The sequence below is a fragment of the Bartonella sp. 1-1C genome, assembly GCF_002810325.1.
Classification (GTDB): domain Bacteria; phylum Pseudomonadota; class Alphaproteobacteria; order Rhizobiales; family Rhizobiaceae; genus Bartonella; species Bartonella rochalimae.
In genome coordinates this window covers 938,557-963,917 of the sequence record NZ_CP019489.1, presented here as the reverse complement: position 1 = coordinate 963,917, position 25,361 = coordinate 938,557, and the positions used below count along the sequence as shown (strand labels likewise).

The 25,361-nt window shown below is 35.1% G+C and carries 25 protein-coding genes and 1 pseudogene; 16 read left to right on the top strand and 10 right to left on the bottom strand.

Features of this window, described 5'->3' with window-relative positions:
• Positions 1–379: 379 nt before the first annotated feature.
• Together B11cv2_RS07555 and B11cv2_RS07550 are read right to left on the bottom strand one after the other, a co-directional pair.
• Complete coding sequence (locus B11cv2_RS07555; RefSeq protein WP_256387017.1) at positions 380–1,513, bottom strand: autotransporter outer membrane beta-barrel domain-containing protein; 1,134 nt, start codon at positions 1,511–1,513, stop codon at positions 380–382.
• Positions 1,489–2,163 (bottom strand): autotransporter outer membrane beta-barrel domain-containing protein, encoded by a 675-nt coding sequence (locus B11cv2_RS07550; RefSeq protein ID WP_256387016.1) that lies wholly within the window; start codon positions 2,161–2,163, stop codon positions 1,489–1,491. Before B11cv2_RS07550 ends, B11cv2_RS07555 begins: the two co-directional genes overlap by 25 nt.
• A gap of 336 nt (positions 2,164–2,499) precedes the next feature.
• On the opposite strand from B11cv2_RS07550, the gene fliF reads away from it, so the two are divergent.
• The 14 genes from fliF to fliQ all read left to right on the top strand — a co-directional run bounded on the left by fliF (position 2,500) and on the right by fliQ (position 15,688).
• Entirely contained in the window at positions 2,500–4,164 is a 1,665-nt protein-coding gene (fliF, locus tag B11cv2_RS04295) for a flagellar basal-body MS-ring/collar protein FliF (protein WP_100693472.1), read from the top strand.
• A 39-nt stretch (positions 4,165–4,203) separates the two neighbouring features.
• A complete protein-coding gene (locus B11cv2_RS04290) occupies positions 4,204–4,941 on the top strand; it encodes a hypothetical protein (RefSeq protein ID WP_245406961.1) in 738 nt (245 codons plus the stop codon).
• Entirely contained in the window at positions 4,938–6,092 is a 1,155-nt protein-coding gene (locus B11cv2_RS04285) for a flagellar motor protein MotB (RefSeq protein ID WP_100693470.1), read from the top strand. The genes B11cv2_RS04290 and B11cv2_RS04285 overlap by 4 nt, the downstream gene beginning before the upstream one ends.
• Entirely contained in the window at positions 6,089–7,435 is a 1,347-nt protein-coding gene (locus tag B11cv2_RS04280; RefSeq protein ID WP_245406960.1) for a chemotaxis protein, read from the top strand. The genes B11cv2_RS04285 and B11cv2_RS04280 overlap by 4 nt, the downstream gene beginning before the upstream one ends.
• A complete protein-coding gene (locus B11cv2_RS04275) occupies positions 7,419–8,681 on the top strand; it encodes a flagellar hook-length control protein FliK (protein ID WP_100693469.1) in 1,263 nt (420 codons plus the stop codon). Before B11cv2_RS04280 ends, B11cv2_RS04275 begins: the two co-directional genes overlap by 17 nt.
• 49 nt (positions 8,682–8,730) lie before the next feature.
• The gene (locus B11cv2_RS04270; RefSeq protein WP_245407001.1) at positions 8,731–9,207 is read left to right on the top strand and encodes a transglycosylase SLT domain-containing protein; all 477 of its coding nucleotides are present in this window, start codon (positions 8,731–8,733) and stop codon (positions 9,205–9,207) included.
• 260 nt (positions 9,208–9,467) lie between these two features.
• Positions 9,468–10,163, top strand: a complete 696-nt coding sequence (locus tag B11cv2_RS04265; RefSeq protein ID WP_100693468.1) for a response regulator transcription factor — start codon at positions 9,468–9,470, stop codon at positions 10,161–10,163.
• A gap of 199 nt (positions 10,164–10,362) precedes the next feature.
• Complete coding sequence (locus tag B11cv2_RS04260) at positions 10,363–11,571, top strand: flagellar hook protein FlgE (protein ID WP_100693467.1); 1,209 nt, start codon at positions 10,363–10,365, stop codon at positions 11,569–11,571.
• A 30-nt stretch (positions 11,572–11,601) separates the two neighbouring features.
• Positions 11,602–12,972: a flagellar hook-associated protein FlgK gene (flgK, locus tag B11cv2_RS04255; protein ID WP_100693466.1), complete on the top strand. Its 1,371-nt coding sequence runs from the start codon at positions 11,602–11,604 to the stop codon at positions 12,970–12,972.
• 7 nt (positions 12,973–12,979) lie between these two features.
• Complete coding sequence (locus tag B11cv2_RS04250; protein WP_100693465.1) at positions 12,980–14,062, top strand: flagellar hook-associated family protein; 1,083 nt, start codon at positions 12,980–12,982, stop codon at positions 14,060–14,062.
• A 17-nt stretch (positions 14,063–14,079) separates the two neighbouring features.
• Positions 14,080–14,448: a flagellar biosynthesis regulator FlaF gene (gene flaF / locus B11cv2_RS04245; RefSeq protein ID WP_100693464.1), complete on the top strand. Its 369-nt coding sequence runs from the start codon at positions 14,080–14,082 to the stop codon at positions 14,446–14,448.
• Positions 14,445–14,888: a flagellar biosynthesis repressor FlbT gene (flbT, locus tag B11cv2_RS04240; RefSeq protein ID WP_199570323.1), complete on the top strand. Its 444-nt coding sequence runs from the start codon at positions 14,445–14,447 to the stop codon at positions 14,886–14,888. The genes flaF and flbT overlap by 4 nt, the downstream gene beginning before the upstream one ends.
• A gap of 17 nt (positions 14,889–14,905) precedes the next feature.
• Positions 14,906–15,418, top strand: coding sequence for a flagellar hook assembly protein FlgD (gene flgD / locus B11cv2_RS04235; protein ID WP_100693463.1), 513 nt, complete (start codon positions 14,906–14,908; stop codon positions 15,416–15,418).
• 3 nt (positions 15,419–15,421) lie between these two features.
• Positions 15,422–15,688 (top strand): flagellar biosynthesis protein FliQ, encoded by a 267-nt coding sequence (gene fliQ / locus B11cv2_RS04230; RefSeq protein WP_100693462.1) that lies wholly within the window; start codon positions 15,422–15,424, stop codon positions 15,686–15,688.
• A 269-nt stretch (positions 15,689–15,957) separates the two neighbouring features.
• Here the strand turns inward: fliQ and B11cv2_RS04225 are convergent, their stop codons facing one another.
• The 6 genes from B11cv2_RS04225 to B11cv2_RS04200 all read right to left on the bottom strand — a co-directional run bounded on the left by B11cv2_RS04225 (position 15,958) and on the right by B11cv2_RS04200 (position 22,518).
• Positions 15,958–16,320: a hypothetical protein gene (locus B11cv2_RS04225; RefSeq protein WP_100693461.1), complete on the bottom strand. Its 363-nt coding sequence runs from the start codon at positions 16,318–16,320 to the stop codon at positions 15,958–15,960.
• Positions 16,321–16,962: 642 nt separating this feature from the next.
• Complete coding sequence (locus tag B11cv2_RS04220; protein ID WP_100693460.1) at positions 16,963–17,721, bottom strand: ABC transporter ATP-binding protein; 759 nt, start codon at positions 17,719–17,721, stop codon at positions 16,963–16,965.
• A complete protein-coding gene (locus B11cv2_RS04215; protein WP_100693459.1) occupies positions 17,718–18,668 on the bottom strand; it encodes an iron chelate uptake ABC transporter family permease subunit in 951 nt (316 codons plus the stop codon). The genes B11cv2_RS04220 and B11cv2_RS04215 overlap by 4 nt, the downstream gene beginning before the upstream one ends.
• Complete coding sequence (locus B11cv2_RS04210) at positions 18,661–19,617, bottom strand: ABC transporter permease (protein WP_100693458.1); 957 nt, start codon at positions 19,615–19,617, stop codon at positions 18,661–18,663. Before B11cv2_RS04210 ends, B11cv2_RS04215 begins: the two co-directional genes overlap by 8 nt.
• A gap of 95 nt (positions 19,618–19,712) precedes the next feature.
• Positions 19,713–20,633, bottom strand: coding sequence for a siderophore ABC transporter substrate-binding protein (locus B11cv2_RS04205; RefSeq protein WP_100693457.1), 921 nt, complete (start codon positions 20,631–20,633; stop codon positions 19,713–19,715).
• Between the two features lie 571 nt (positions 20,634–21,204).
• Positions 21,205–22,518 (bottom strand): NAD(P)H-dependent oxidoreductase, encoded by a 1,314-nt coding sequence (locus tag B11cv2_RS04200; RefSeq protein WP_100693456.1) that lies wholly within the window; start codon positions 22,516–22,518, stop codon positions 21,205–21,207.
• Positions 22,519–22,685: 167 nt separating this feature from the next.
• Between B11cv2_RS04200 and B11cv2_RS04195 the strand changes: the two genes are divergently transcribed.
• Positions 22,686–23,174 (top strand): MaoC family dehydratase, encoded by a 489-nt coding sequence (locus tag B11cv2_RS04195; RefSeq protein ID WP_100693455.1) that lies wholly within the window; start codon positions 22,686–22,688, stop codon positions 23,172–23,174.
• A gap of 101 nt (positions 23,175–23,275) precedes the next feature.
• Here B11cv2_RS04195 and B11cv2_RS07515 read toward each other — a convergent pair whose 3' ends face one another.
• Together B11cv2_RS07515 and B11cv2_RS07510 are read right to left on the bottom strand one after the other, a co-directional pair.
• The gene (locus tag B11cv2_RS07515) at positions 23,276–23,470 is read right to left on the bottom strand and encodes a hypothetical protein (protein ID WP_245406959.1); all 195 of its coding nucleotides are present in this window, start codon (positions 23,468–23,470) and stop codon (positions 23,276–23,278) included.
• Between the two features lie 298 nt (positions 23,471–23,768).
• A pseudogene (locus B11cv2_RS07510) lies at positions 23,769–24,197 on the bottom strand (hypothetical protein); the annotation flags it as partial.
• 451 nt (positions 24,198–24,648) lie between these two features.
• Between B11cv2_RS07510 and B11cv2_RS04185 the strand changes: the two are divergent.
• Entirely contained in the window at positions 24,649–25,305 is a 657-nt protein-coding gene (locus tag B11cv2_RS04185) for an SH3 domain-containing protein (protein ID WP_100693454.1), read from the top strand.
• Positions 25,306–25,361: the final 56 nt, after the last annotated feature.

Here is a 25,361-nt window from a genome sequence, read left to right as displayed (position 1 = left end):
AAAAATTATTTTATATAAAGATAAATAATATTTATTACTTATATACATAATGTATTATATATTATTATTAACAATACATAATGTATTAAATTATTCTTTTAATAAAGAGCTAATTTTTCATATTTATATTTAAAATAAAGGCTAAAATAATAGCATAATATTATCTTTTATATAGGCTTATTATAAGATCAATTTAAAATACTGATAAATTTTCTATTTTTATAAAAATGATGGATATAGTTAAGAATAACTAATCAAAGAAATAAAATATAATGGAGACTTAATATTTTGGTCTCTTTTAAAAAGAGGAAAGCGAAATAAAACAAAAAGGGCAGTATTTTATACTGCCCTTTTTGTTGAAGTTAATATCAGTATTGTTTTAAAAACGGTAACGTATGCCACCTGAGAAAGAGGTTGCTGATATACCTGCTTTTTGAAGTTTGTGTTGGTGGCTGACATCACCATACAGTCCAATTTTTTTACTCAATTGCGCATTAATTCCTACACCACCTTCAACAGAAGCTCCCATAGGATCAAGATGGAAATTATCGATAACTTGTATTGTATTTCTATCAGCAAAAGTTTTGATCACATTTAGTTTTCCATAAAGAGAAATAATACGAGCATTTTCTTCTGCGGTGACAGTTTTATTTAAACGTCCACCAATACGAACTAACCATCGATTAGGATTATTCATATCGATTTCAAGATCATTACCATCTAAAATATTATCAAACATCAAGCGCTGATAAACAAGTTGTGTTTGTGATTCAAAGACCAACCCTTCAACACCAGTTGCAAATTGTTGACCAATAGTTGCAGAGGCGTTTAATATGTTGACGTCATCCAATTTTGCAATGTTACCAATATCAACAACTTTAATATTTCCTTTCACACGGCCATAGGAAAAAAGTGTATCAAGGTACAAGCTGTTCTGATGATGTGTACTACTAAAAGCTGAAATTGACCACTTATCAAGTGTGCTCTTGGCAGCACCTTCCATATCTTTTGGAGTGAAAGATACTTGTCCATAAGAGCCTAACAAGCCGAAATTTGTTGTGGTATTTTGATTTTCCAGAACACCTAATGAGACTCCTAATTGTAGAGCACTGTAGCGAAGATCCGCTCCGTAACCATATTCGAGAGCAGTATGCTTGGGTGATAAAGTTGCTGTATTGCCATAAGAAGATAAGAAGAAAGCATTTTTCTTATTGTTATTATTTTCCAATGACATAGTCCGTAGATTGGATAAGGATGCATTTTGCTGATTGATATCAGAGAAACCAGCAGAGAATAAAGCATTTGGCATCACCAAATAACTTGCCATTTGTGGGACCAGAGCTTTCACCTTTGATTGAGGGTCAAGATAGGCATTTTGCAAACGGAAATCCCAATATGGCGGATATAGAGCAAACATATTTTGATTATGATTATGACGAGAATGCTCAGGAGCATAGGCAATAAGAATATATTTATAAGGAGAATTATTTATTGTAGTATAGCCATTTGCCAATTTAAAGGAGTCTTTATTTGCTTCTCCAGAAACTTGGATGAGTGAGATACCACTTTTATTATAGATAAGTGGGGTGCCACTTCTATCAGGAATAGGAGCATTGGGGGGGGATTCTTTCCCTTGATACTGTTAACGTAGATTGTCGTTGTTCCTGAAACATTACCATTAATTACAAGTTGGTCTGTTTTTTGATCTCTTATCGCAAGCGCACTACTATATTCAGTATTGAAGTAAACTTTTGCATTGCCTGTTGCATTATAGACTTTTGATAAGGTGAGCCTATTTTGTTGAGGTACATTTTGGGTGTTGGGCTCTGCACTTTGCTCTGTAGCTGGTAAAGGCCCTACATATAATATCTGATATTGATCATCTGTTGGTTTGTCAAAAGTAATGGTACTGTTATTGAGATTAATGGTAGAAAAAGTAGAGCGTAATTCAGTAGTAACAGGCAAATTTTGATTCTCTTCTTCCTCTGCGTTCCTTTTACTAGCTTTGAGTGTCCATACTACACCATTACTCAGATTAAGAGCTGTGTTCTTATCTTCTATAAGTATGGTACCATTATTAGAAGCGGCGTATAAAGAATTACTATGAAAAAAACAGAATACAGTGCTTATAAGTGCGTACTGCAATAGGTGATTTTTATACATTAATGAAGAACCTCATGATTCACAAGATTTGTACTTGTTAGCGATTACTATGGTCAAAATATGTCTACATGATGGCACAATGCATTATGCACAATCTATTATTGTGTGTAATTTAAAATAAATAAAATAAATAAAGATGGCATGATAGCTAAATATTATCTTTAAATAAGTTTATGATATAGGCATATCATGGTCTTTTCTAGCAAAACTAGGCATCATTTTCACACAAGTTTTATTTTTTATGATTTAAGCAGTAAGAGTGGGAAAACAGTTGTTTAACAGCTGTTTTCTTTGTTTTACGCGAGATTGTCTTTTCAATAATAATGGTGCAAATCTATGCTTGATAAATTTTGGGTTTTTCTTTCTTCTTCTGGAAATGCGCTTCATAAACTAGGAGTAAAGCGCCTTATTGCGCTTGGTATGGTTGGATTAACTTTGTTTGGAACAATTTTGTTTTCTAGCTTTTATTTAACGCGTCCTATTTATGAAACACTTTATGTTGGTCTTTCACGTGATGATGTGAATCGAATGGGAATGGCGTTAAGTGAAGCAGGGATTGCTTTTGATGTTTCTTCTGATGGTGGTACTGTTCAGGTTCCTGTGGGACAAGCAGAGCAAGCACGAATGTTCCTTGCCGAAAAAGGACTGCCAACATCAAACAATGCCGGATATGAATTGTTTGATAATATGGGGTCTTTAGGGCTTACATCTTTTATGCAAGAAATTACACGCCAACGTGCTTTAGAAGGTGAAATCGCAAGGACGATTCAAGTTGTACAAGGCGTAAAGGCAGCACGTGTCCATATTGTTTTACCAGATAAAGGATCATTTCGTAAGGCTAATCAGAAGCCTACTGCTTCTGTTGTAATTCGCACTAATAGTAGTTTTTCAGTCGAATTTGCTCAGTCTATTCGTCAATTAGTAGCGGCAGCTGTTCCTTCACTTGAAGCAAGCTCAGTGACAGTGATGGACACACGTGGACAGTTGCTTGCCTCTGGAGTAGATGCAATGAATGGAGCTTCGATGATGATGGCATCTCTTGAGCAACAGGTTGCTTCGCAAATTGACGCGAATATTCGTAAACAATTGGTTCCGTATCTTGGTCTTGATCATTTTCAAACTAGTGTGCAAGTTGTATTAGATACAGATCGTCGTCAAACAAATGAGACCGTTTTCGATCCAGAATCACAGGTTGTGCGTTCTGTGCGTTCTGTGCGTGATCAAGCTGATAGCCAAAATAATCGTAATAGTGATGCTGTCGGTGTAGAACAAAATATTCCACAGGAAGAAATTGCTAATGGTGGTGGGGAAAGATCAACGGATAAAAAAGATCGCCGAGAAGAGATTACTAATTATGAAATTAACTCTAAGACTATCTCTACAGTTAGTGATGGTTATAGTGTGAAGAAATTAGCTGTTGCTATTGTGGTAGATCGTGCGCGTTTGGTTCTTCCAGATGGTACAAAACCAACCTCTGAAAATGCTCTTAATGATGAAGTAAACCGTATCCAGCAGATGGTGGCAACCGCAGCAGGGCTTGATCCAAAACGCGGGGATATCATTAATGTTACAGCCGTCGATTTCGTTGGTAATTCTGAGGCTGATATGGCACCTATTCAAGAGCCTCTTTGGAAATCATTATCACGTTATACATCTGGTTTGATCAATGGAGTTGCTTTAGTAATTGCCGTTTTCTTGATTTTATTCTTAGGGGTGCGTCCTTTGATGCGGGAAATGCGGGAAGGAAAAAAGGCGCTTGAAAATAGTGCAAATGCTGTAGCTGGTCTTGGAAATATACCTGCTTTAGAACACCAATATCAAGATAATGCAGAATTTGGTGGCGTTACAGGCACAAATAATGATACACTTAGCAATTTACGCAATCGTATGCGTGTTCCACCACAGAATCGTCTTGAGCAAATGATCGCAATGGATGAAGAACGTTTTGCTGGGGTTTTGCGTGAATGGGTCCATGATACTGACACAACTGTGGCTGTATAGATTTGTAAAGTGAAACGTTAAATGGAAGTGATAAATAGAATGGAACAAACAGGTGGAAAATTTGAAAAACAGGTAAGTCTTCCCTTATCTTCTTTTCTGAGTGATTTTTCATCCCGCTATATTTCTGCTGAAGACATAGAGGTTTTGCCTTCTGATGATGAAAGCGAACTCATATATGATAACGAGAAGCAGAAAGACTGTTCATTATCTGATACTAAACCTTCAGAAGAATATATGGAAGAAATATTATCTTTCCCTTCTGAAGGGGTTGTTGATGTTGAAGTAGCTCGAAAGGAAGCTTTTGATCAAGCTGTGCAAGAGGTAACAGAAAAATTGCAAAAACAGTTTGAAGCAGAAAAGAAATGTTTGGAAGAAGAGCATGCAAAAGCTATTGAAGCGGCTAAACAAAGTATGGTTGAATCGCTAGGAGCCAATGTACAGAGTCAATTAACAAAAGAATTTGCTGATTTGCGCCAAGAAATTTCTCGAGAGATCGCACAGGTTCTTTCCATATTTATTGGTGAAAAAATTACAGAAGAAGCACTTCAGGAATTTGCTACAAAAATATTAGATCAGGCTCTTGCTGCAGGGAAACCTTTAGTTCTTGAGGGGAATGAAAAATTATTTGAACAGCTCAAAAAACAGCGTGATTTTGATTCATCTCAATTTGAATTTCAACCGACCAAAAGTACAGAGTTACGTTTACATCGTGGTGAAATGGTTATTGCTACACAGCTTACTCCATTGCTGACGACATTGCAGGAGTTGATACAATGAAATCTGAAGACCAACAATCTTCTTCTGAAATTATTATTGTTCGTCGTGGGCAACATGGAGATCATGATGATCATCATGGTGGTGTTTGGAAAATTGCTTATGCTGATTTTATGACAGCAATGATGGCACTTTTTCTGGTCTTGTGGCTTGTTAACGTCCAAGATGATGAGGCAAAGGAAGCTATCGCAAACTATTTTAATCCAATCAAACTTGTAGATCCCCAAACAAGTAATCGTGGTATTCAACACAAAGATATTGAACAAGATAAAAAAAGTTCTCTTGATCAAGAGCGTAGAGATGATGATCAGTCAGAAAAGTCAAATCCTATGGAGGAAGCAGAGTTAATGCATAATCCTTATCTTGGATTGGAAAAAATTGTTCAGTCAGAACACCACGCAAAAAATCCTTCCGAGCAGCAGTTTGAAAAAGGGGATCTTTTAGGGCAGGGAGTTGGTGATTCTCAAGAAAATTTACAACTAGGAATAGAGTATCATGATCCTTTTTCGCCAGATTATTGGAGAGAAAATATTGATTCTTTTCAAAAAAGAAAAGATCAAAAGCAAAAAACGTTGGTAAAAGAATCTATACAAGAAAATAATTCTTCTGAGAATTCTCGTGTTCTTGCAAAAGAATTAACGGATTTAATAGAGGCGAAAAACAGCGATATATTGGCTCATGTGAAGCCGATTAAAGAAGGAGTTATGATTGAATTAATGGATCAGCCAAAATATGAAATGTTTAAAGTTGGCCTATCTGTTCCAACGGCGCGAACTGTTGATTTAATTAGTAGCATGGCAGGAATTATTGCAAAGTATCAAGGAGATGTTGTGATTAGTGGGCATACTGATGCACGTCCTTATCGTAGTACTGTTTATGATAATTGGCAACTTTCAACAGCACGTGCACAGATGGCTTATTATATGTTGGTGCGTGGTGGTTTTGATGAGAAACGAATTTTGCGTGTTGAAGGTTATGCAGATCGGGATTTGAAAAATAAAAAGAATCCATATGCTGCTGAAAATCGGCGTATATCTATTTTTATACGAGATCCAAAAGCTGAAGAAGCAAAGGAAAAATCGACAGTAGGGAAGCCTTCTTCGCAGAAAATTATACAAGACAAATCAGTTCTTGAAAAGGGAAAAACACCATGATTGTGAAAAAGGCATACTCTGTCTATTTTTTATCTTTTGTGGTCTTTATTCAAGGAATTTTTATACAAGAGGGTAGGGCTTTTTTACAAAAGATAGAAAGAGATTCTCAGGAAGTTTTTGTTGCACAGGTAGAGCACGAAATTAAAGAGCCCTCTATGTTATCAAAAACTGTTGTCTCTGAGCCAGTACATCTTGTGCGTTCTTTACAAAATTTACAAGATAAAATTATATCAGGACAAGAGGAAGAACTGCAAAAACAACTGCAGCTTTTGGGCGAAATTGGCGATAAATTTTTAACTTTTGATGCTAGTGTATGGAAAGATAAGAATAATCTTTATGCTTTATTGATTTATCTTTTTAATGGTGGAAATCCTCGAGTAGTGCAAAGCATTTTAGAGAAATATGGAAAGGGAGTGATTTCAGAGAATGTAATGGATGGTGCTCTAGCTTATGCATCTCATAAAAAAACTACTTTTTTAAAGACATATACACAATTAACTGAAGAAGATATTCGATCTATTCCTCCTGCTTTATTTGCGTCTGTTGTACTTTCTACGGTTGTTAATATCATAGAAAAAGATCCTGCTTTAGCTTTGAAACAATTAGATCAAGTAAGGCTTTTTGCTCCGGGAACTTTATTTGAAGAGGGTGCTATTCGTCGAGAGTTAAAAGTTGCATCAATGCTTGGTGAGATAGATCTTTTGGCTTTATTAATTCGTCATTATGTGCATCGTTTTTGGAAATCACCTTATGCTTATGACTTTTGGCATGAGTTTATTCCTGCTGTATTGCGGCTTGATGAAAAATTAAGTATTGATCAATTGGAAGCATTGCTTGCTTATGCACCGACAAAGGTGCAGTTTATGGCATATATGGCAGTGAGTCGTGCTGCGTTAATTGATGCACGTATGGAAAAAGCGAAACTAAGTGCTCAGAAAGCTTTGACATTAGCACATGAAATCGGTGTAGATGATACATCTGTACGTTTGTATTACGCTATGAGTCTTGCTGGTTCAATCGCTGCACAAGAGGCTCTTCAGATGATACAAAATATCATCTACAAAGATTTATCAGAGAAAGATCGTTTTTTATTTATTGCTGCACAAGCTGTTGCGCAAAGAGTCATTTCTTTTCCGTTGGATGTTCTGAAAAAGAAAAATACACAAATTGTATCACAACCGCAAAGTCATGAAGAATTAAAGTTAACCTTAGAAAAAGATGATAAACAAAACAATACAACATCTCTTATAGAAGCAGAAATGAAGCAATTTATTCAACATACACAAGAAAAGATAAATGAAATCGACCAATTATTAGGATACAAAAATGATGATAAGCACTGATGGATTGTGCGGTTTCCTTTCTGCACAAATGGCTACAATAAATAAAACTACAGCAGATAAAGTTGCAGTTCAATCAGAAGATTGTGCGGATAATCAATTACCTAAAACGTTTGATACGTTACTTAAACAAAGTAAATTTGAGCAAGATAAAAATTTTCATGAAGATTCTTCGCTTATACATAGGGTGAAAGAAGCTTTAGAAGAATCCGTAAAACAGACAATTCTAGATGAGGGTGCAGAGTATTTAAATAAAGGACAGGATCCTTTAGCTAAAGTTATAGAGTCGAAAATATCAGAAGAAATTGTGGAACAAAATGTAATTAAAGCTTTTGAGAAAAAATTGCAAAAAGCCAAGCATGATTATATTGGTAATAAAGAAAATATGTCTTTTCAAAATTTTTTGAATCCACTTTATTTGGTACAGAGGTTTGTAAAGCAAGAAAAAATTGGAGAAAAAATTAGTGAACGTGTAAAAAATGGGAGCATTCCAGATTCTATAAATGGTAATGTACAAAATCAGTGGGTTGTAGATATTCAAAAAGAATGTGCTGTTGAAGACAAGATTCAAGTTAAAGCAGTCGATAAACATTTTCTCACACAACAAAAAATACCACAGTATAGTATACAAAATTTTGCACATGAAAGTGAATCCTTGACACTAGGTGTGGGAATGGAGATAGAAAGAGCTGAATCTCTTAAGAATTTAGAAATAGGCAACAGGCTTATTCTTCAAGAAGAAAAACCTGATTTTATGATGCAGCTAAGTGGTGTTGATATTACGTGTAATAAAAAAGTTGGGGATGTAAGGATTTTGCATTTAAAGCTCACACCTGTGGAGCTTGGAACAGTTGATGCTAAAGTGAGAATGACTGCGCAAGGGCTTCATATTGAATTATGTACTCAACATCGGGAAACTGCGCGTCTTTTAATCAGCAATCAGCAGATGTTATCATATGTTTTAGAAAAGGCTCATGTTCATGATGGTGGACATTTATTAATTAGTGTTGTGGATAAAAGTGCTCAAATTATTCAACAAAATCAATCTTTGCAAATGGAGCAAAGATTAGAGCAAGATAATAGTGGACAACATTTTAATGGTCAACGTCAAGCGTTTGGTGATAATGAACAGAATGAAAAAAATGAATCAAAGCAATTTTTCCAACAATTTTCGTTATCAGATGCATCATTTTTGGATCTTCCTTTTGAAGATATTTCTTCACGCATTTCTTATCGGTTGGTCGTCTAGCATTATAGTATTGAATTACGCGGTAGCCGAGAATATTTGTGAAGCAGAAATGATTACGGCTTCTAAGCGCTATGATGTACCGTTAGGTATCTTATATGCAGTTGGGCTAACAGAAACAGGCCATAAAGAATCGCTTCAACCTTATGCATTAAATATTGATGGCAAGGCTGTTTTCGCAAAAAACCAAGCGGAAGCTTTACATATCTTTAAAAATGCTAAACGCTCTGGAGCTAAATTCATTGATGTAGGTTGTATGCAAATTAATCATTATTACCACGGTAAGAATTTTTTTTCTGTTGTAGAAATGTTAAAACCTCGTCTTAATGTTGATTATGCTGCGCGTTTTTTAAAAAAATTATACCAAAAAGAAGGCAGCTGGACTATGGCAGTTGCACGTTACCATGCAGGGCCTAATAATGATCCAGCTCAGAAGGGCTATGTATGTCGTGTTATGCGCAACATGATTGCTAGCGGTTTTGGTCGATGGACTCCCAATTCTCAAGCTTTTTGTAAAGGAGCTATATGAATCATTATGACAAAAATAGTAAATTATTTTGATAAAAAAATGAAAATTTGTTCCATTTTGAGATAATATTAAGTTTTATAACAACCTACAGTTGCTTTCATGCCACAAAAACACAACCGAAAATAGCAATCATGTCTTTATAGATAATAAATCGTAAAAATAACTTGTGTTTTTAAAAATTAAAGTTGTATAAATTTAGCAATATGTAGATTTTCTACATATACATTTTATTTTAGTTCTAAATTGCTGAGTGAGTGCTTATGATTGTTGTAGTAGATGACCGTAAATTGGTAACAGATGGCTATGCTACCTTATTTTCTCGCGAAGGAGTTGCTGCAACAGGCTTAGCCCCTTCAGATTTTAGTCAATGGATTTCAACAGCTTCACATAATGAAATATCTTCACTTGAAGCCGTCCTTTTAGGAAAATGTGAAAACCAAATCGAATTACCAAAAAAAATTCGAAATTACAGTTCGACTCCAATTTTAGCTCTAACAGAAACAAACATTCTGGATCACACAATAGAACTTTTTCAATCAGGTATCGATGATGTAATCCGAAAACCAATCCACGTTCGCGAAATTCTAGCACGAATCGCCGCAATCCGCAGACGAATTGGAAATAATATACGAGGAGCAAATACCGCAGTTGAAGTCGGACCTATTAGCGTCTTCAATGACGGACGTGATCCACAAATCAACGGAATAGATCTACCTCTTCCACGCAGAGAACGCCGTATTCTCGAATACCTAGCAGCAAATGCAGGAAAACGTGTCAATAAAACACAAATATTCAACGCAGTATATGGTATCTTTGATGAAACAATAGAAGAGAACGTTGTAGAAAGCCACATTAGTAAACTTCGCAAAAAACTAAAAGCAAAACTCAACTACGACATCATAGATTCAAAAAGATTTCTTGGCTACAGCTTACAAATTAAAAATCACTCAGATTAAATTCGTATATAAACATCCTCCAATTTTAAAATATAATTGATATTAACACTCTAATCTAAAACCAACACTGATCTAATAAAAATAAATTATGTTTTTTTTATGATCATATATTTATTTTTGTAAAAATGTTTAAGCAAAAGTTTCACACAAGGAAGTTTATTTATAGTAGTGTTATAAGCTAAAGATCATAGGAGATGATATGGGTATTTACGGAATGATGCGTACGGGTGTTTCTGGTATGAACGCTCAGGGAACGCGGCTTTCTGGTGTGGCTGACAATGTCGCTAATGCTGGTACAATTGGATATAAACGTACGGATGTCCAGTTTTCTAATTATGTAACGCCTTCAGGAAAATACGCTTACGTTCCTGGTGGAGTAAAAAGTCATATTGGTCATGATGTTTCTATTGGTGGTCCAGCACGTGCTACAGGTCGTTCTGGTGATACAATGATTCATGGAAATGGCTTTTTTCGTGTTGCAGATGAAAATGGAAAAGAATTTTTAACGCGTGCAGGGTCTTTTATACGCGATAAGGATGGGTATCTTCGCAATACTGCAGGATATTATCTTTTAAATGAAGATGGAGAAAAAATTCAGATTAAAGGCGGTCCAACCGATTTATTCGGTCCTGAAGCGACGACGAAAATTGATTTTAAAGCAAACTTTAATCCGAGTGCAAAGGTTGTTGAGCCAAAGGATGGTACAATTAATCCTGAGAATCCTGAAACTTATAGTCAGAAAAAATCGATGACGACTTATGACAGTCAAGGTAAAAAGGTTCAGGTTGATTTCTATATGAGAAAAACTGATGAAAATAAGTGGGTTGTTGATGCTTATTCTGACGGAAAAAAGGTTGGTTCTACAGAGTTTAACTTTGATAAAGAAGGGAATCTTATAGAGCCTACAAAAGAATTTAAGTTAACATTGCCAGATAGTGAGGGGAATACTTTTGAGGTCAATGTTAATTTTGGCGGGGTGGGGGCAGATTCACTGGTGACCCAAAAGGGCAATTTATTTGCTTTTGAAGGGGAAGCAGATGGTATGGAGTCGGGTGCCTTTGATGGTTTCACCTTTGGTAAAAATGGTGAAATTGAGGTTATGTATTCCAATCAAAAAACGCGGACTATTGGGTATATAGGCGTTACGACTGTGGCTTCAACAGACAGTTTGACTTTTTTAGGTGGGACTGTTTTTGAAACTAATAGTCAGACGGGGCCTCAAATGATGGGGCGTCCTGGTGATGGTGTCTTTGGAACTCTATCTTCTGGTTATTTGGAGGATTCAAACGTTGATATGGGCGATGAACTGACAGATATGATTGAGGCGCAACGGAATTATACAGCGAATTCCAAAGTATTTCAGACGGGTTCGGAGTTGATGGATGTTATTGTTAATTTGAAACGATAATGTAAACACAATCAAAAAGGGGATAAGATTATGTCGCTTAACTTAGCACTTAATTCAGCCCGGAACTCGTTAAAAGCGACGACAGGTCGACTTGATACTGTTTCGCGTAATGTTGTAAAAGCAGGAGATCCGAATTATACGCGTCGCACTTCATATTTAGAAGCGGGGCCGGGGGGAGCGGTTCATGTTGTTGTACGTCGTGATAGTGATATCCATTTATTGAATAATTATTTGGTCAAAGCAAGCGAGGCTGCTGCTGCTGGCAGTCTTTCTAATGGGCTGAATCGTTTATCTGATATTTATGGATCGGATCGATTTTCAAATTCACCTTCTAAATTGCTTGGTGAATTTCAAAAAGCACTTCAATTGTATGCGAATGATCCACAACAGCGTTCTAATGGAGATGCAGCAGTTGATCGTGCCCGTGATTTAGCCAAAGGGCTGAATGCAGGAAGTCGTGAAATTGAAAAATTATATAATGATGTGAATAGTGATATTCAAGATTCTGTTGATTACATTAATGATTTATTGCAAAAATTTCATGAGCTTGATCAGTTGGTGGTGCGGGAGAGAAATGCAAGGCGGGATGATAGTGTTTATATGGATCAAAGAGATGCTGTTTTAAAAGAGTTATCTCAAGAAATTGGTATCAATACAGTTAATCATTCTGATGGAACAATGTCCATTTATGGTATGGATGGCAGTACTTTATATGATAAAATGCCACGGACAGTATCATTTCAATTCAGTACTTCTTTGCCATCTGGTATTTCTGGAAAACAGATTTTTATTGATGGTGTCCCTTTAGGTCATTCATCCTTTATTGATCCTAATGGAGGGGGTAATCTTGGCGGCTTATTGAAGCTACGTGATGATATTATACCGCAATATCAAAGGCAATTAGACGAAATGGCAAATGCTTTGATGCAGATGTTTCTTGGTCCTCCTTCTTTATTTTTAGATGGGAATCAGCCGAGTGGTCAGATCGGTGCTCTTGAGGGTTTAGCAGGAAGAATACAACTTAATCCTATATTTGACAGCAAAACAGAAGGTGGTGGTCCAGAACATTTCGGTGATAAACTTCAAGAATTAGTAGATTCTTTTAATGAGAAACAAAAATTTGGAACGGGTACAGGCTTGGATCCAGAGCAGTCAATTATGGATTTTGGTAAAAACTCAGTAGGTTGGCTTCAAGGTTTGCGATCAAATGCAGATAAAGAAGCTAGATATAAGGGTACAATGTTTTTGCATGCTGCTGAGGCGTTATCCAATGCAACGGGTGTCAATACCGATGATGAATTAGCTTTGATGTTACAATTAGAGCAGACATATGGAGCAACCTCTCGTATTATTAGTACGGTTGGTAAAATGCTAGATGATCTTCTAGCAGCAGTTAGGTAGGTGTAAAGTGAGAGTTCCTTCAATTTCGACATATGTTTTAAACAATGCGCAGCGTAATATAATTTCTGAAGGGAAGTTTGATTTGATGAAGGCTGGCTATGAAATGGCTACTGGACAGGTGTATGATCCAGGTCTTACATTGGGGCGTAAAACAGGACGCTTAATGGATATTGAGAATCAGATGAGTTATCTTGAAGGTTATAGTACAAGCAATAAACTTCTTTCATTAAGATTATCTTCTGTGCAGGCTGCGATTCAAAGCTTGATTGCGTCAGGTGATAAAGAATCAACGCCAGGGGCATTGGTGGTTTTTAATAATATGCTTGTGGGTGATGCAGGAAATGCAACACCATCTGCAACACAAGCTGTTGCCCAAAATGCTTTGAGTGCATTTATTTCGGCTTTAAATACCAATTTTAATGGTGAATATATATTTGGTGGGACAAATACGAGTGAACCACCATTAAAGTTTTATAAAGTAGGTGGAGAGACGGGTCCTAGTAAAATTGTGCACGAAGCGTTTGAGAGTTTTCTAAATGGCAGAAAACCAGAAGATCTGACCAGTGAAGAGATGGAAGAATTTATTGATGGGCCCTTTAGTGATTTATTTAATGAAGAGAATTTTAAGGAATTTTTTTCAAATGCTAAGGATGGTTCTACTGAGAAGCATATTGCACCCAATGGTGATAAGGTGGATGTTGCAGTAAGTGCTAGTGATAAAGGTTTTCGTGATGCTATGAAAAATCTGATTTTAGTAGCAGAATTTGGTGATGTCGGTTTATCAAAAGAAGCACAAGAAAGTCTTTTTTCAAGAGCGAGAGTGTCTGCCGACAATACATCTACAAGTAGTGTTGTGGATGAAATTATTGCAACAGCTTCTAGAGTGGGAAGTGCAGAAACAAGGGTGAAAGCAGCTACGCACCAAATTGAAACTCAAGTAGGCCTTCTCAAAGGAGCACAAATTGATATGATTGGTGTCGATGCGGCAGATGTTGCTCAAAAAGTCAAAGCTTTGGAGGCTATGTTAGAAGCTTCTTATACTTTGACAGATATGATAAGGCGATTAAGTCTTGTTAATTATTTAAAATAAAGAGGTTTAGCTGTTTAATGTATCAAATGCGATATGAAGATGTCATGGAAGATGATGCAATGAGCGCACGTGAGCGCGAACGGTTTTTATTTGATCGTTGTATTAAGCTGCTTTTAGCTGCAAAAGCCAAAGGTCCTGGTACTTGTGAAGCTAAGGATGCAGTTCAGTTTGCCCGAAAGCTTTGGGTTATTCTTATTGAAGATCTTGGGCAGGCAGCAAATGCTTTGCCACAGGCATTGAAAGCTTCTCTTATTTCTATTGGTTTTTTTATTTTAAAAGAAATTCAGAAATTAGATGAAGGAGAGATTACTGATTTTGATGTTCTTGTTGAGATCTCTGAATCTATTCGTGATGGTTTGGCAGAAAATGCGGAGATATATGAATGAGCAAGAAAACAATCCGTTTGACACTCAAACCAAATGAAAGAATCTTTCTTAATGGTGCTGTATTACGGGTGGATCGTAAAGTAACTTTTGAATTATTAAATGATGCAACTTTTCTTTTAGAAGGGCATGTTTTACAAGTTGAAGATACTGATACTCCTCTTAAACAGCTTTATTTTTCTGCTCAGCTTGTGTTGATTAATCCGAGCGAAGCGGAGAAAGCATTAACTGTGTTTGTTAATCTGTTAAAAAAATTACTTCAAACCTTTACTGATTGTGACCTTTTGAAAGGTTTAAAGGAGTGTATTTATTTAACTGAGCAAAATAAAATTTTTGAGGTATTAAAAGTTCTCCGTAGTTTGTTTCAGAAAGAAGCACAGATTATGGGTAAAATATCCTCACCAAATACGACAAGTATAAGGGTAAGACAAGTTGGAATGTAACGTTAACGAGGTGTGATATGGCATTGGACGCGGTTAGTGCTCCTAGAAGTTATTCTCAAGATGATGGTGGTGGAAAGCCGGAGATGGCTGGAGCAAAGAAGAATGCAGATTATGATATGTTTATAAAGTTGTTGGTAGCACAGATGAAAAATCAAGATCCAACAAAGCCTATGGATTCAACAGAATTTGTGTCACAATTAGCAAGTTTTTCATCTGTTGAACAAGCTATAAAAATGAATGAAACACTTTCCCAGATGCTTTCTAATGGATTAATCAACGGGGCAGAGGGATATGTTGGTAAATATATACAATTTACAGATGAAAAAGATAAAGTTATTGAAGGATATGTGGTTTCTATTGATATTTATAGTGATGGGATAGTTGCAACATTGGACAATGGTGAAAAAGTTGTTATCGGTCCGGGTGTTAAAGTTATGACTGAAAAACCTGATGTAGAAGTTGAAAAACCTAGTGAAGATGGCGATAAACCTGAAGCTGATGGTTATAAATCTTATGTTGGTAGGTTTTAGAGTATGAATGAAGCTGATGCTATTGATATGGTAACAGCAGCTATATGGACTATTTTAACTGCTAGTGGTCCAGCAGTTTTTGCCGCAATGTCTGTGGGTATTATTATTGCTTTATTTCAAGCTTTAACACAAATTCAGGAAATGACTCTGACATTTATTCCAAAAATTATTATTATTTTTTTAGTGTTAGCATTTACAGCTCCGTTTGTTGGAGGGCAGATTTATGCTTTCACACAATTAGTTTATAATCGAATAGAAACCGGATTTTAGAGGTTTTTGTTAACAGTGTATCAAAAGATACTAGAATATTTTTTATATTTTCATATGTAAAACTATTAATTGCTAAGCTTTCTTATATAAGCTAAATTATTACATTTAATGCATAAATCAATGTAATATCATTGAAATTCTTGGGAAAATTTCTTGTAAAATGCACATTAAATTTTTAGAAAAACCCTTTTTGCTTTTATAAATAATAATTATTTACTTTACACTGATTATTTTAGTTTAATTATTATTCTGCAAATTTCATATCTACTTTATGCGGCACTTTCTTTTTCTATCGCAATTAATTTTCCATCTGCGTTTTGTGCTGTAGGCAGCTCTTCTTTCTTTATCATTTCACGTTGTTGCATCGGTTGATACTTATATTCTTCTTCAGCATTTAAAAAGAAAAAGTTATCATTGTCTGTGACTGGTTTCATTATTTCCTGACGGATAAGCTCATTAATATGTGCAAGCATATCAGAAATATTTGCTGAAAGAGGATAATGAGGCATAGGTTCAACAACAGGGGCCATTTTTGTAAGCTCCTGAGCTGATTGCACTCCATTTTTAGAAAAGTTTATTTGTGGCATTAATGTTACAAAGTGCACCGTTGAAGTAACTCCCCCTAGTTTCATAATTACTACCCCTCATTACATTAACTACTCAATGACTCGCAAAAGTAATCGACTTTTTTCATAAAATCAAGCTGTAATAGGTATTCCTTATATTTAATTAAACAGTTTAATTTGTGGACAGTTTTTTAGAAGATTGAGTGTTTATAATTGATCGTATTATATATAGGAAAAAGATACTTAGATTAAGAATAGTTAAGAGAAAATTAACATTTCATTTTATATAATTTTTTTCTGAATATTTCTAATTTATAGAATAGGATTATTCAAATTTGTTCTACAAACTTATCAAAATTATTTTGAAAGATATTCTTTGTAAAACACTAAAATAAATAAAATTTTTCTTTGTTAAAATCCAGTGTTTTTTAAATAATCATGAGCAGACTATTTGAAATTGTGTTTCTATTTTCTTGTCATTAGAATTAATATTTTAATGATTAGCAATCAGGATTGAGGCAAAATTAGTTAGATCAAGAAAAAAGGATCGAGTTTTGAATGTAGAATATAAATCACTAAATTTTATTAATTTTCTTAGAACTTAGATCGTACCAAGATTGATGGTATCAGAGTCCACTATTATTCAATATTTAAATCTTACTTTTTGTGGAAAATTTTGAAGAGTATGCAAGTTCTAAAGAAAAGTTTTTATTGGTAATAAAGAGCAATAGGTATATCATTTATGGTCGTTACTTGAATATCCATATCATAAATATCTTTAAGAATTTTAGGCTGGATAATTTCTTTTGGACTCCCACAATAAATAGCTTTACCATTTTTGATGGCTACAATCACATCTGAATAATATGAAGCAAAATTAATATCATGCATAACAAGAAGAATGGTTTTTTTTAATTCATTGGCTGTGCGGCGTAGTTGCTTCATCATGGAAACGGAATGTTTCATATCGAGGTTGTTCAATGGTTCATCTAATAAAAAATAGTCAGTATTTTGACAAATGACCATCGCAATAAAAGCACGTTGACGTTGTCCTCCAGAAAGTTCATCTAAAAAGCGCATTTCTAAGTTTTCTAAACCAAGATATTTAATAGCACTGTCGATAAATTGTTTATCTTCATTGTTATATCGGCCTTTAGAATAAGGATAGCGCCCAAAGCTTACTAAATCACGAACTGTTAGGCGAACAGATAAAGGATTATCTTGACGTAAAAGTGAAAGTTTTTTAGCTAAAATATCGTGTGGTGTCGTTTGAATATCAAAACCATCAACATTAATTGTACCTTTAGTAATTGGCAGAAGGCGTCTAATCATCATCAAAAGAGTTGATTTTCCTGAACCATTAGGGCCAATAAGAGAAATAATTCCTCCCTTTGGTAAATGAAGGCATAAATTATCAATAACCTTCCTAGCTCCATAGGTTTTGGAAAGATGATTGATTTCAATCATTTTAATTGTCCCTTCATCAATAGAGTTAAGAAGACGATACCACCGAAAAATTCAATAATAAAACTTAGTCGTCCTCCCATATTCAAGATTTGTTCTAAAATAAATTGTCCGCTTACTAAAGAAATTATAGCTAGTAATATTGCAATAGGGACAACAACATGGTGTTTTTTTTGAGGCGAGAGTTCATAAGAAAGATTAGCAACTAATAGTCCAAAAAAAGTGACTGGCCCAACAAGTGCTGTAGAAATCGATACAAGAATAGAGATGAAAATAAGGATAGCTGTAGCACTTTTGTGATAATCAACACCAAGATTAACAGCAGTTTCGCGTCCAAGAGAAAGGACATCAAGTAAGTGCCGTAAACGCCACCCAATCAAGCTTACGATGAAAACAATGATTGTAGCAAAGCCAATTAATGATGTATTGAATTTATTAAAATTTGCAAACATAATATCTGTTAAATTCATCATTTGATCTGGATTCAGTTGTAATTGCATAAACATGCGTAAGCTGAAAAAAAATCCACCAAAAACAACACCGATCAATAAAGTAAGATGAAGACCTTGAATGTTTCCTGAGAATAGCCAGCGAAAGAGGCTTGTTGAAAAAATAATAAGAATAAGAGCTTCAAGAATTAATTGCCCTTCCTCACTGAGGAATGGTAAAGAAAGAGAGTCGAGAAAATAAAGAATAACGGTTTTGATTAAAATATAAAGCTGATCAAATCCCATGATTGAAGGTGTCAAAAGACGATTATTAACGACTGTTTGAAATAAAACAGTAGAGACAGCAATCGTATAAGCAATGAGAAGAAGAGAAACAAGTTTTGCGAAACGAAATTTCCAAGTAAAAATAGTTATATTCCATAGCATATAAAGACTAATCATAATACACGCTATTATGGTCAGCGTTGTCAATATCATTATAGTTGCTTTTTTTCTACCCAAGACGCTGTCTCCAGTGTAAAAGCAGTATGATAAAAATAAAGCTACCAATAACACCCATTACAGTACTGATAGGAATTTCAAAATCGTGATGAAGGACCCGTCCTAAAAGATCGCAGATTAATACTAATCCAGCTCCACTAATCATCACCCAAGGAGCACTATGACGCATATTGTCCCCCATGAAATTTGAGATGAGATTTGGAATAATCAATCCGATAAAAGGAATACGACCAACTGTACAAGTAGTCAAAGCGGTAATTGATGCAACGATAAAGAGCCCAAAAAACATAACAGTACGGTAATTAAGGCCAAGATTATTGGTTAAATCTTCTCCAAGGCCAGCTACGGTAAAGCGATGAGCAGCAAAATAAGCAAGAACGCATAAGGGAAAAGACAGCCATAAAAGTTCATATTTCCCATCAATAATCATTGAAAAACTACCAAATAAATGAGCTTGGAGGGATGGAAGAAGCATTTCATGATCAGCAATAGCATTTGTTAGGGAATTAATAACATATCCCAGCATAATTCCTATGAGTGGTACAATGAGAATAGATTTTAAAGGAATCTTGTATAATAAAAACATAAAAATCAATGTGCCAATCATTGCAAAAGCTGTGGAAATGGCCATTTTTCCAAGCACAGATACGTCAGGAATAAAAATCATGACGAAAAGAATGCCAAGTGATGCGGATTCAACTGTCCCAGCGGTTGAAGGTTCGACAAAGCGGTTGCGTGTTAACAATTGCATAATCATTCCTGAGAGAGCAAGTGACATACCCGTCAAGAGTACTGCAATTGTTCGGGGAAGACGCGTTTGCCAAAAAAGAAGCCACGCTTTTAAGTTGCCTGATAATAAATCAGCAGGTGTCATATCAGAATAGCCAACAAAAATACTACAAGCAGAAAGTACTACAATGATCGCTATGGCTATCCAATAATTTGTCACATCAAATTCTTTTTTTTTAATAACAGAAGCTCTTTGTATAACAGCTTCTGTTATTAAATCTTATTTTTATAACGAGCAAGCTATTTTAACTGTTTTTATTTACTTTCTGCGAAAGCTTTGCTGATTTGCTTTGTTGCTTCGTTAAGTCCAGTTAAACCACCACTTGCACGATACCAGCTCCAAGAATCTAGGTAAATAATCTGATTTTTTTTCCCAGCAGTTGTGCGGTGAACAAGTTCATTGTTTAACAACTCTGCTGCAGATTTTCCTTCCCGTCCAATTGCTGCATCGCGATCAATAACGAGTAACCAATCAGGATTGGTTTCAAGAATGAACTCAGGAGAAATAGGGTGTCCATGTTTGTGCACAACTATCTTATCAGTTGCAGCAGCAATTCCAAAGTTAGTATGAATAATATCTATACGTGACTTTGGACCCAAAGCATTTATTTTTCCACCTGAAGTCATCAGAACGAGTCCTGTCCCTTTTCCTTGCGTACTTTTACTAACCATTGCTAAATTTTCTTTGAGGGTTGCAATTTCTCGTTCTGCTTCTTTTTCTTTACCAAAAATTTTTCCAAGAATGGTAACATTCCGTTCAATATTTTGGAGAGCATTTTCATACCCTACTGTCATATCAATTGTTGGAGCGATTTTGGATAAGTCTTGATATTTAGATTTTGTTCTTGAAGAAATAATAATAAGATCAGGCTGGAAAGCAGCGATTTTCTCATAATTAGGTTCAAAGAAAGTACCGATTTTCTCATATTTTTCATCATCGAAATGTTGCAAATATATAGGTTTTTTTCCTTCAGGAACACCAACAACAGCATTAATGCCTAAACGATTTACATTATCGAGTGATGCAAGATCAAAAAATACAACCTTTTTGGGATTGTTAGGAACAGAAGTTGTGCCTGAGGCGTGCTCAACCGTTAGATTTGCACATGCGGTAGTTATAAAGCTCATTATTACAGTTAAAATAGAAACTGCCCGTATTAGACGTTTAACAATCATTATTTTGTCCTTTTCTTTTAAAAACACTTTTAAGATCAAGATCCTTATATTGAATTTTCTACATAATAAATATACAGTAAGAATACACTATGTTATCAAAATGATTTAAGATACGTACTGTTTAGTGTATAATTCAGTGCCAATCAAGAATTAAATTTATTTTGTGCTTTTCGTAATTATACACACTTTTTGGGGTAGTTTGCAAAAAATTATTAAGTGAGCTGATAAAGCATAATTTATAATTTTTTATTTTTTCGCAAAAATTGTTCTTTTCCTTTTATCTCATATAATTTTGAGTGTGTTACGCAAAGCGAATTTGAAGCTTATTTGAAAAAAGAATGAAGGTTTATAAGATTATTTATAATTTTATTTCTTTTGTTGATTAAAGCTTATTAATATTTTCGTTTTTTTAATGAGCGATTAAAAGAGTTTGCGATTATTAAATGCTTTGACTTAAAAAAATGAGCGCTGTTTTTCTTTTTTAACCTAAGAGATGATTTCGTTTCTTTTTCTATTTATCTAAGGTGTTTTATGCAGTTTAGTGCAAAGTATGGTTATGCGAGGAGGATATTCAACGCAGTAAGAGGTCTTGTTTATTGCGTAGACGTGCAATCCATTGATTTTCGCGAATAGTTGTATTGTGTATTGTAATGAGTTCATTCTTTTTAATTGTGGCTGTAATAGTTGCTTTTTCTAATAGTCCGCAAGGAATAGCTTGATGAGCACGTGCTTCTTCAACACTCATTATCCAAGCACGGTAGCTATAAAGACCTATAAAATCTAATTTTTCACCAGGATATAAATCTTTTTTAGCAACGGCACAAACCTCTGCTACTGGGTAATGAAGTGGTGCCATATCTGTTTTTCCATACAACATAATGCGCGCACAAGTAAGAGGAATTTCCATTGCAGTTAAGTGATAGGGACGGTGAAAGGTAAAGTAAGGTCCTTGACCGATTTTTAAATCTTCCATACGTTCACGTAAACGTGGATGTGCTATTTCTGCAATGACGAAAACACCAGGGGCAACTCCTTCACCTATTGAATAATCTACAACACCGCATCTGTTTAAAATACCACCATCTTGTTTTGGAATAAGTATTTTATTTAAATCTTTGAGTGCAGCTTTAGGACCGTGCATTCCTGGACAATCAGGAAGGAGTCCTGTTGCATTAGCAATTGCTGCCATTTCAACCATTGTTTTGGACCCATCGATAAATTCAACCAACATTCGAACATTCATATTGCGCCGCTTGGCTTCTTCTTCGTAATCATCAGGGGTAGCATCTAAAATGAGTGGATTATTTTTTCCTTTACCTACTGCAACAATTTTATGACCGAGTGCTGAAACAAATTCAATGAGTTCCATACAAGATGTTGGTTCATCACCAGCACCAAGTGTATAAATAAGACCTTTTTTATCCGCTTCATATTTGAGATAAGCACCAATCGTAACGTCCGCTTCCACATTCATCATGACAAGATGTTTATTGTTACTAAGTGCTTTGTAACCAATTTCTGCTCCTGCTTCAGGATGTCCTGTCGCATCAACAATAATGTCAATTTGTTCATGGCGTAAAACAAGGTCTAAATCATTTGTAGCAGCAATCAGGCCTTTTTCAATAGTTTTGGTTAAAGCAGTAGTGTTTTCAACTTCACATACATGCCCTTCTTCTCCATAGGCTAATGCAGCAGCATCAAAAATACGCGATGGTGTGCGGGTTGCAACAGCTGCGATTGTTATGCCATCTATCTGTGTAATACTCGATAATAAATCTGTTCCCATTTCACCACAACCAATTAATCCAATACGAATGGGGTTATGGGTCTCTGCATGCTGTTTTAAATCACGCGCTAAACCTGTTAGGTTTATATTGCTGGTCATTGTTGTTTCCTATTTGAATTTTTCTTTAAGAAAACATTTTATTATTAATAAATGCGCTTATCGATGAGACATTTAAGATTTATATTGTTGATGCTCTAAACAATAGCTTTTATAAAAGCAAGAGGGAAGGCATTTAGTTTTTTATCCAGCAAAATAAGGATAGTGTTATGCAACGAAAAATAGCAGTGCAAGATATAGCCAATTTCATTGGAAAAGAAATTGGCTTATCGCAGTGGCGTCTTGTTACTCAAGATATGATTAATCAATTTGCATATGCAACCGATGACCATCAATGGATTCATGTAGATGAAGAAAAAGCGAAAAAAACGCCTTTCGGAGGCACTATTGCTCATGGTTTTTTAACATTGTCACTTTTGTCTGTGTTAGCTTATGAGGCATTGCCAGAGTTGGAAGGTGCAACAATGGGGATTAATTATGGTTTTGATAAAGTTCGTTTTATGAATCCTGTAAAAACAGGAGCACGAGTTCGTGCTCGTTTTATTTTAAATAATGCTAAAGTTCGTCCTTCTGGTCGTGTTGTTTTTCATTATCAAGTAACGATGGAGATTGAACGATTAAAAAATCCAGCTCTTATTGCAGATTGGCTTATTATTGCTATGATTGGGGAAAATAAGTTTATTTCTGAAAATATTTAATTTTGTTTTGTCCAGTTTCTGTGCAATTTGATCACCAATTCATTAGACAATTATATTGAGAATAATAAAAAAATAATCACTGTTGTCATTAGTGTGGTATTTTAGTATTGGTAGCCATAGCGAATTGTTAGAACACCTAGACTGCTGCCATCAAGATATCCAGCGAGCGAAGTAGCATTGATTAAAAAAATGACTATGATTGTAAAACCAGTAATGATGCTAGGGAGTGCTGCAGAGGGATAAGGATAGATCTGATGATCTGAAAGTGGTTGGCTTCCATAAACGGATGGCTTCAACTAAATTATGCTCGATTGTTTTAAAAGATAATTCTGCTATGCACGCATAAAAAGGAATAGCTGTAAGAGAAGAACAAAAATCACTGAAGAAATTCCTATGTTGCTTCCTTTTACAACACGGGGAATAGGTAAAAGATAAAAGGCAGCTATAATAAAGCGAATAGCACGAATACTATCGATAATAGATAATCAAAAGGCAATGAATAAGGGATGATGGAAAAAGTCTTTCCGTGCAGTTGTATTAAGCAACAAACCAAGCTGCAGTCTTAAAATAATGGCCATAAATAAGCACTGATTGTCATGAATAATGTAAAATAGCAGTGAGAAGCTCGACATAAAGAATGTTAAATATAGCCAAAACCTCATAATATTGACTCTTTTCAGTCAACTATTGAATAGCTTTTTAGAGCTATTTTATTGTGTTCAGGAAGACCTAAAAAATGTCCGATAGTTTCTCTTTGGACTTTATCAAGGTTATCCATGAAGAATATACGTTCTTAAGCTTGTTTTATCTTTAAGGATATTAAGAAAAGGTCGTTGAATAATGTCACCGGCAATGTTGATTTAGATAACGGCTTCTTGACCTGTTGATTTAAGATTTTTTGCAAATTCCATAAGAAGCTGTGGTGTTACAGTTTTGGCATAGCAATAGTTGTATCTCTTTGAAGTGAGGCGAAATTGTTTTGATACGTCTTTCTTCTGCAATTTATCCTTGGTTAAGAACAACAGCGTAGGAAGTGTGAAAGATAAAAGGAGAGAGAGAAAGGAATAATCCAATGATTGTGCATTGGAGCAGTTATTCAATTTCATACGTTTTTATCTTTGAAAAAACATATCCTATTAATGGAAGAGGCTTCCTCTGACTTAGGTTAATATATTTTACGTTGTGATCTTTTTTGTGGAACCAATAGTATTTTCAAAGCTTTTTTAAGAACTGATGATCAGGTGATCAAATGATATTTTTGCATGCAATGATCGATAAGATCAGCATTGTTTGCAAGAGAAGAGCTTGTGTCTATAGGGTGGTGGGAGACACGTAAGAGAGCTTTTTCAATTTTCTTAAGATGTAGCAGTCTTTTGAGAAGTTAAAAAATTTACCACCATTTTATTGAAACGAGACAAATTTTTGCACAGGCAAATTTGAGTCTCTAAATGCTATGGAATAGGAAAAAGAGAGAATGTTTAAAAAGAGTTTTTTATCAGCAACAATAATGTTGACGTCTTTAATGGGAGCGGGGTTTATGTTGGTTACTTCTGATGCAGCTGCTGGAACAGTTGCTAAAATAGAAAAAGGTAAAGCAATTTTACGCGCAGGACCAGCTGCAACTTATAAAGTTACGGCGGTAGTTCCTACTGGAGCGAAGGTGCAGATTAATGGCTGTCTCGCTGATAAAGTATGGTGTTTACTTCAACATAATGAAACAGTTGGTTGGGCATCTGCAAATTATTTTAATGTTGACAATATTCCCATAATTTCTTTTATGCAGATTAAAAGAAAGCCACAACCTGTCATTCAAAAGCAAATAGTACAAGAAAAACAGGTTATCTCTCATCCAAACAATACGCCTACTGCTACAGTAGCAGAGAAAAAGGCGCAAAAAAAAGATGAAACAAGTGCGACGATTAATAAGAAGCCTGTAGATATTAAGGATATTGTACCCACGGGTGTGAAAAAAACTGATGATCGAATAATTTTAAAACCTTCTGAAAATACACGTGAAATATCTATAAAACGAGTAACAGCTTATAATCCTTTATTTCCAGATAATGTCAATTTTGAAAATGCTGAACGCAATGAAACACGCTATCGCGTTATAACATATCCTACTTTATAAAAATAAAGAAAACTTTCTTGTATTTTTCTGAAGAAGAATAAATAAAAATAGCAGCA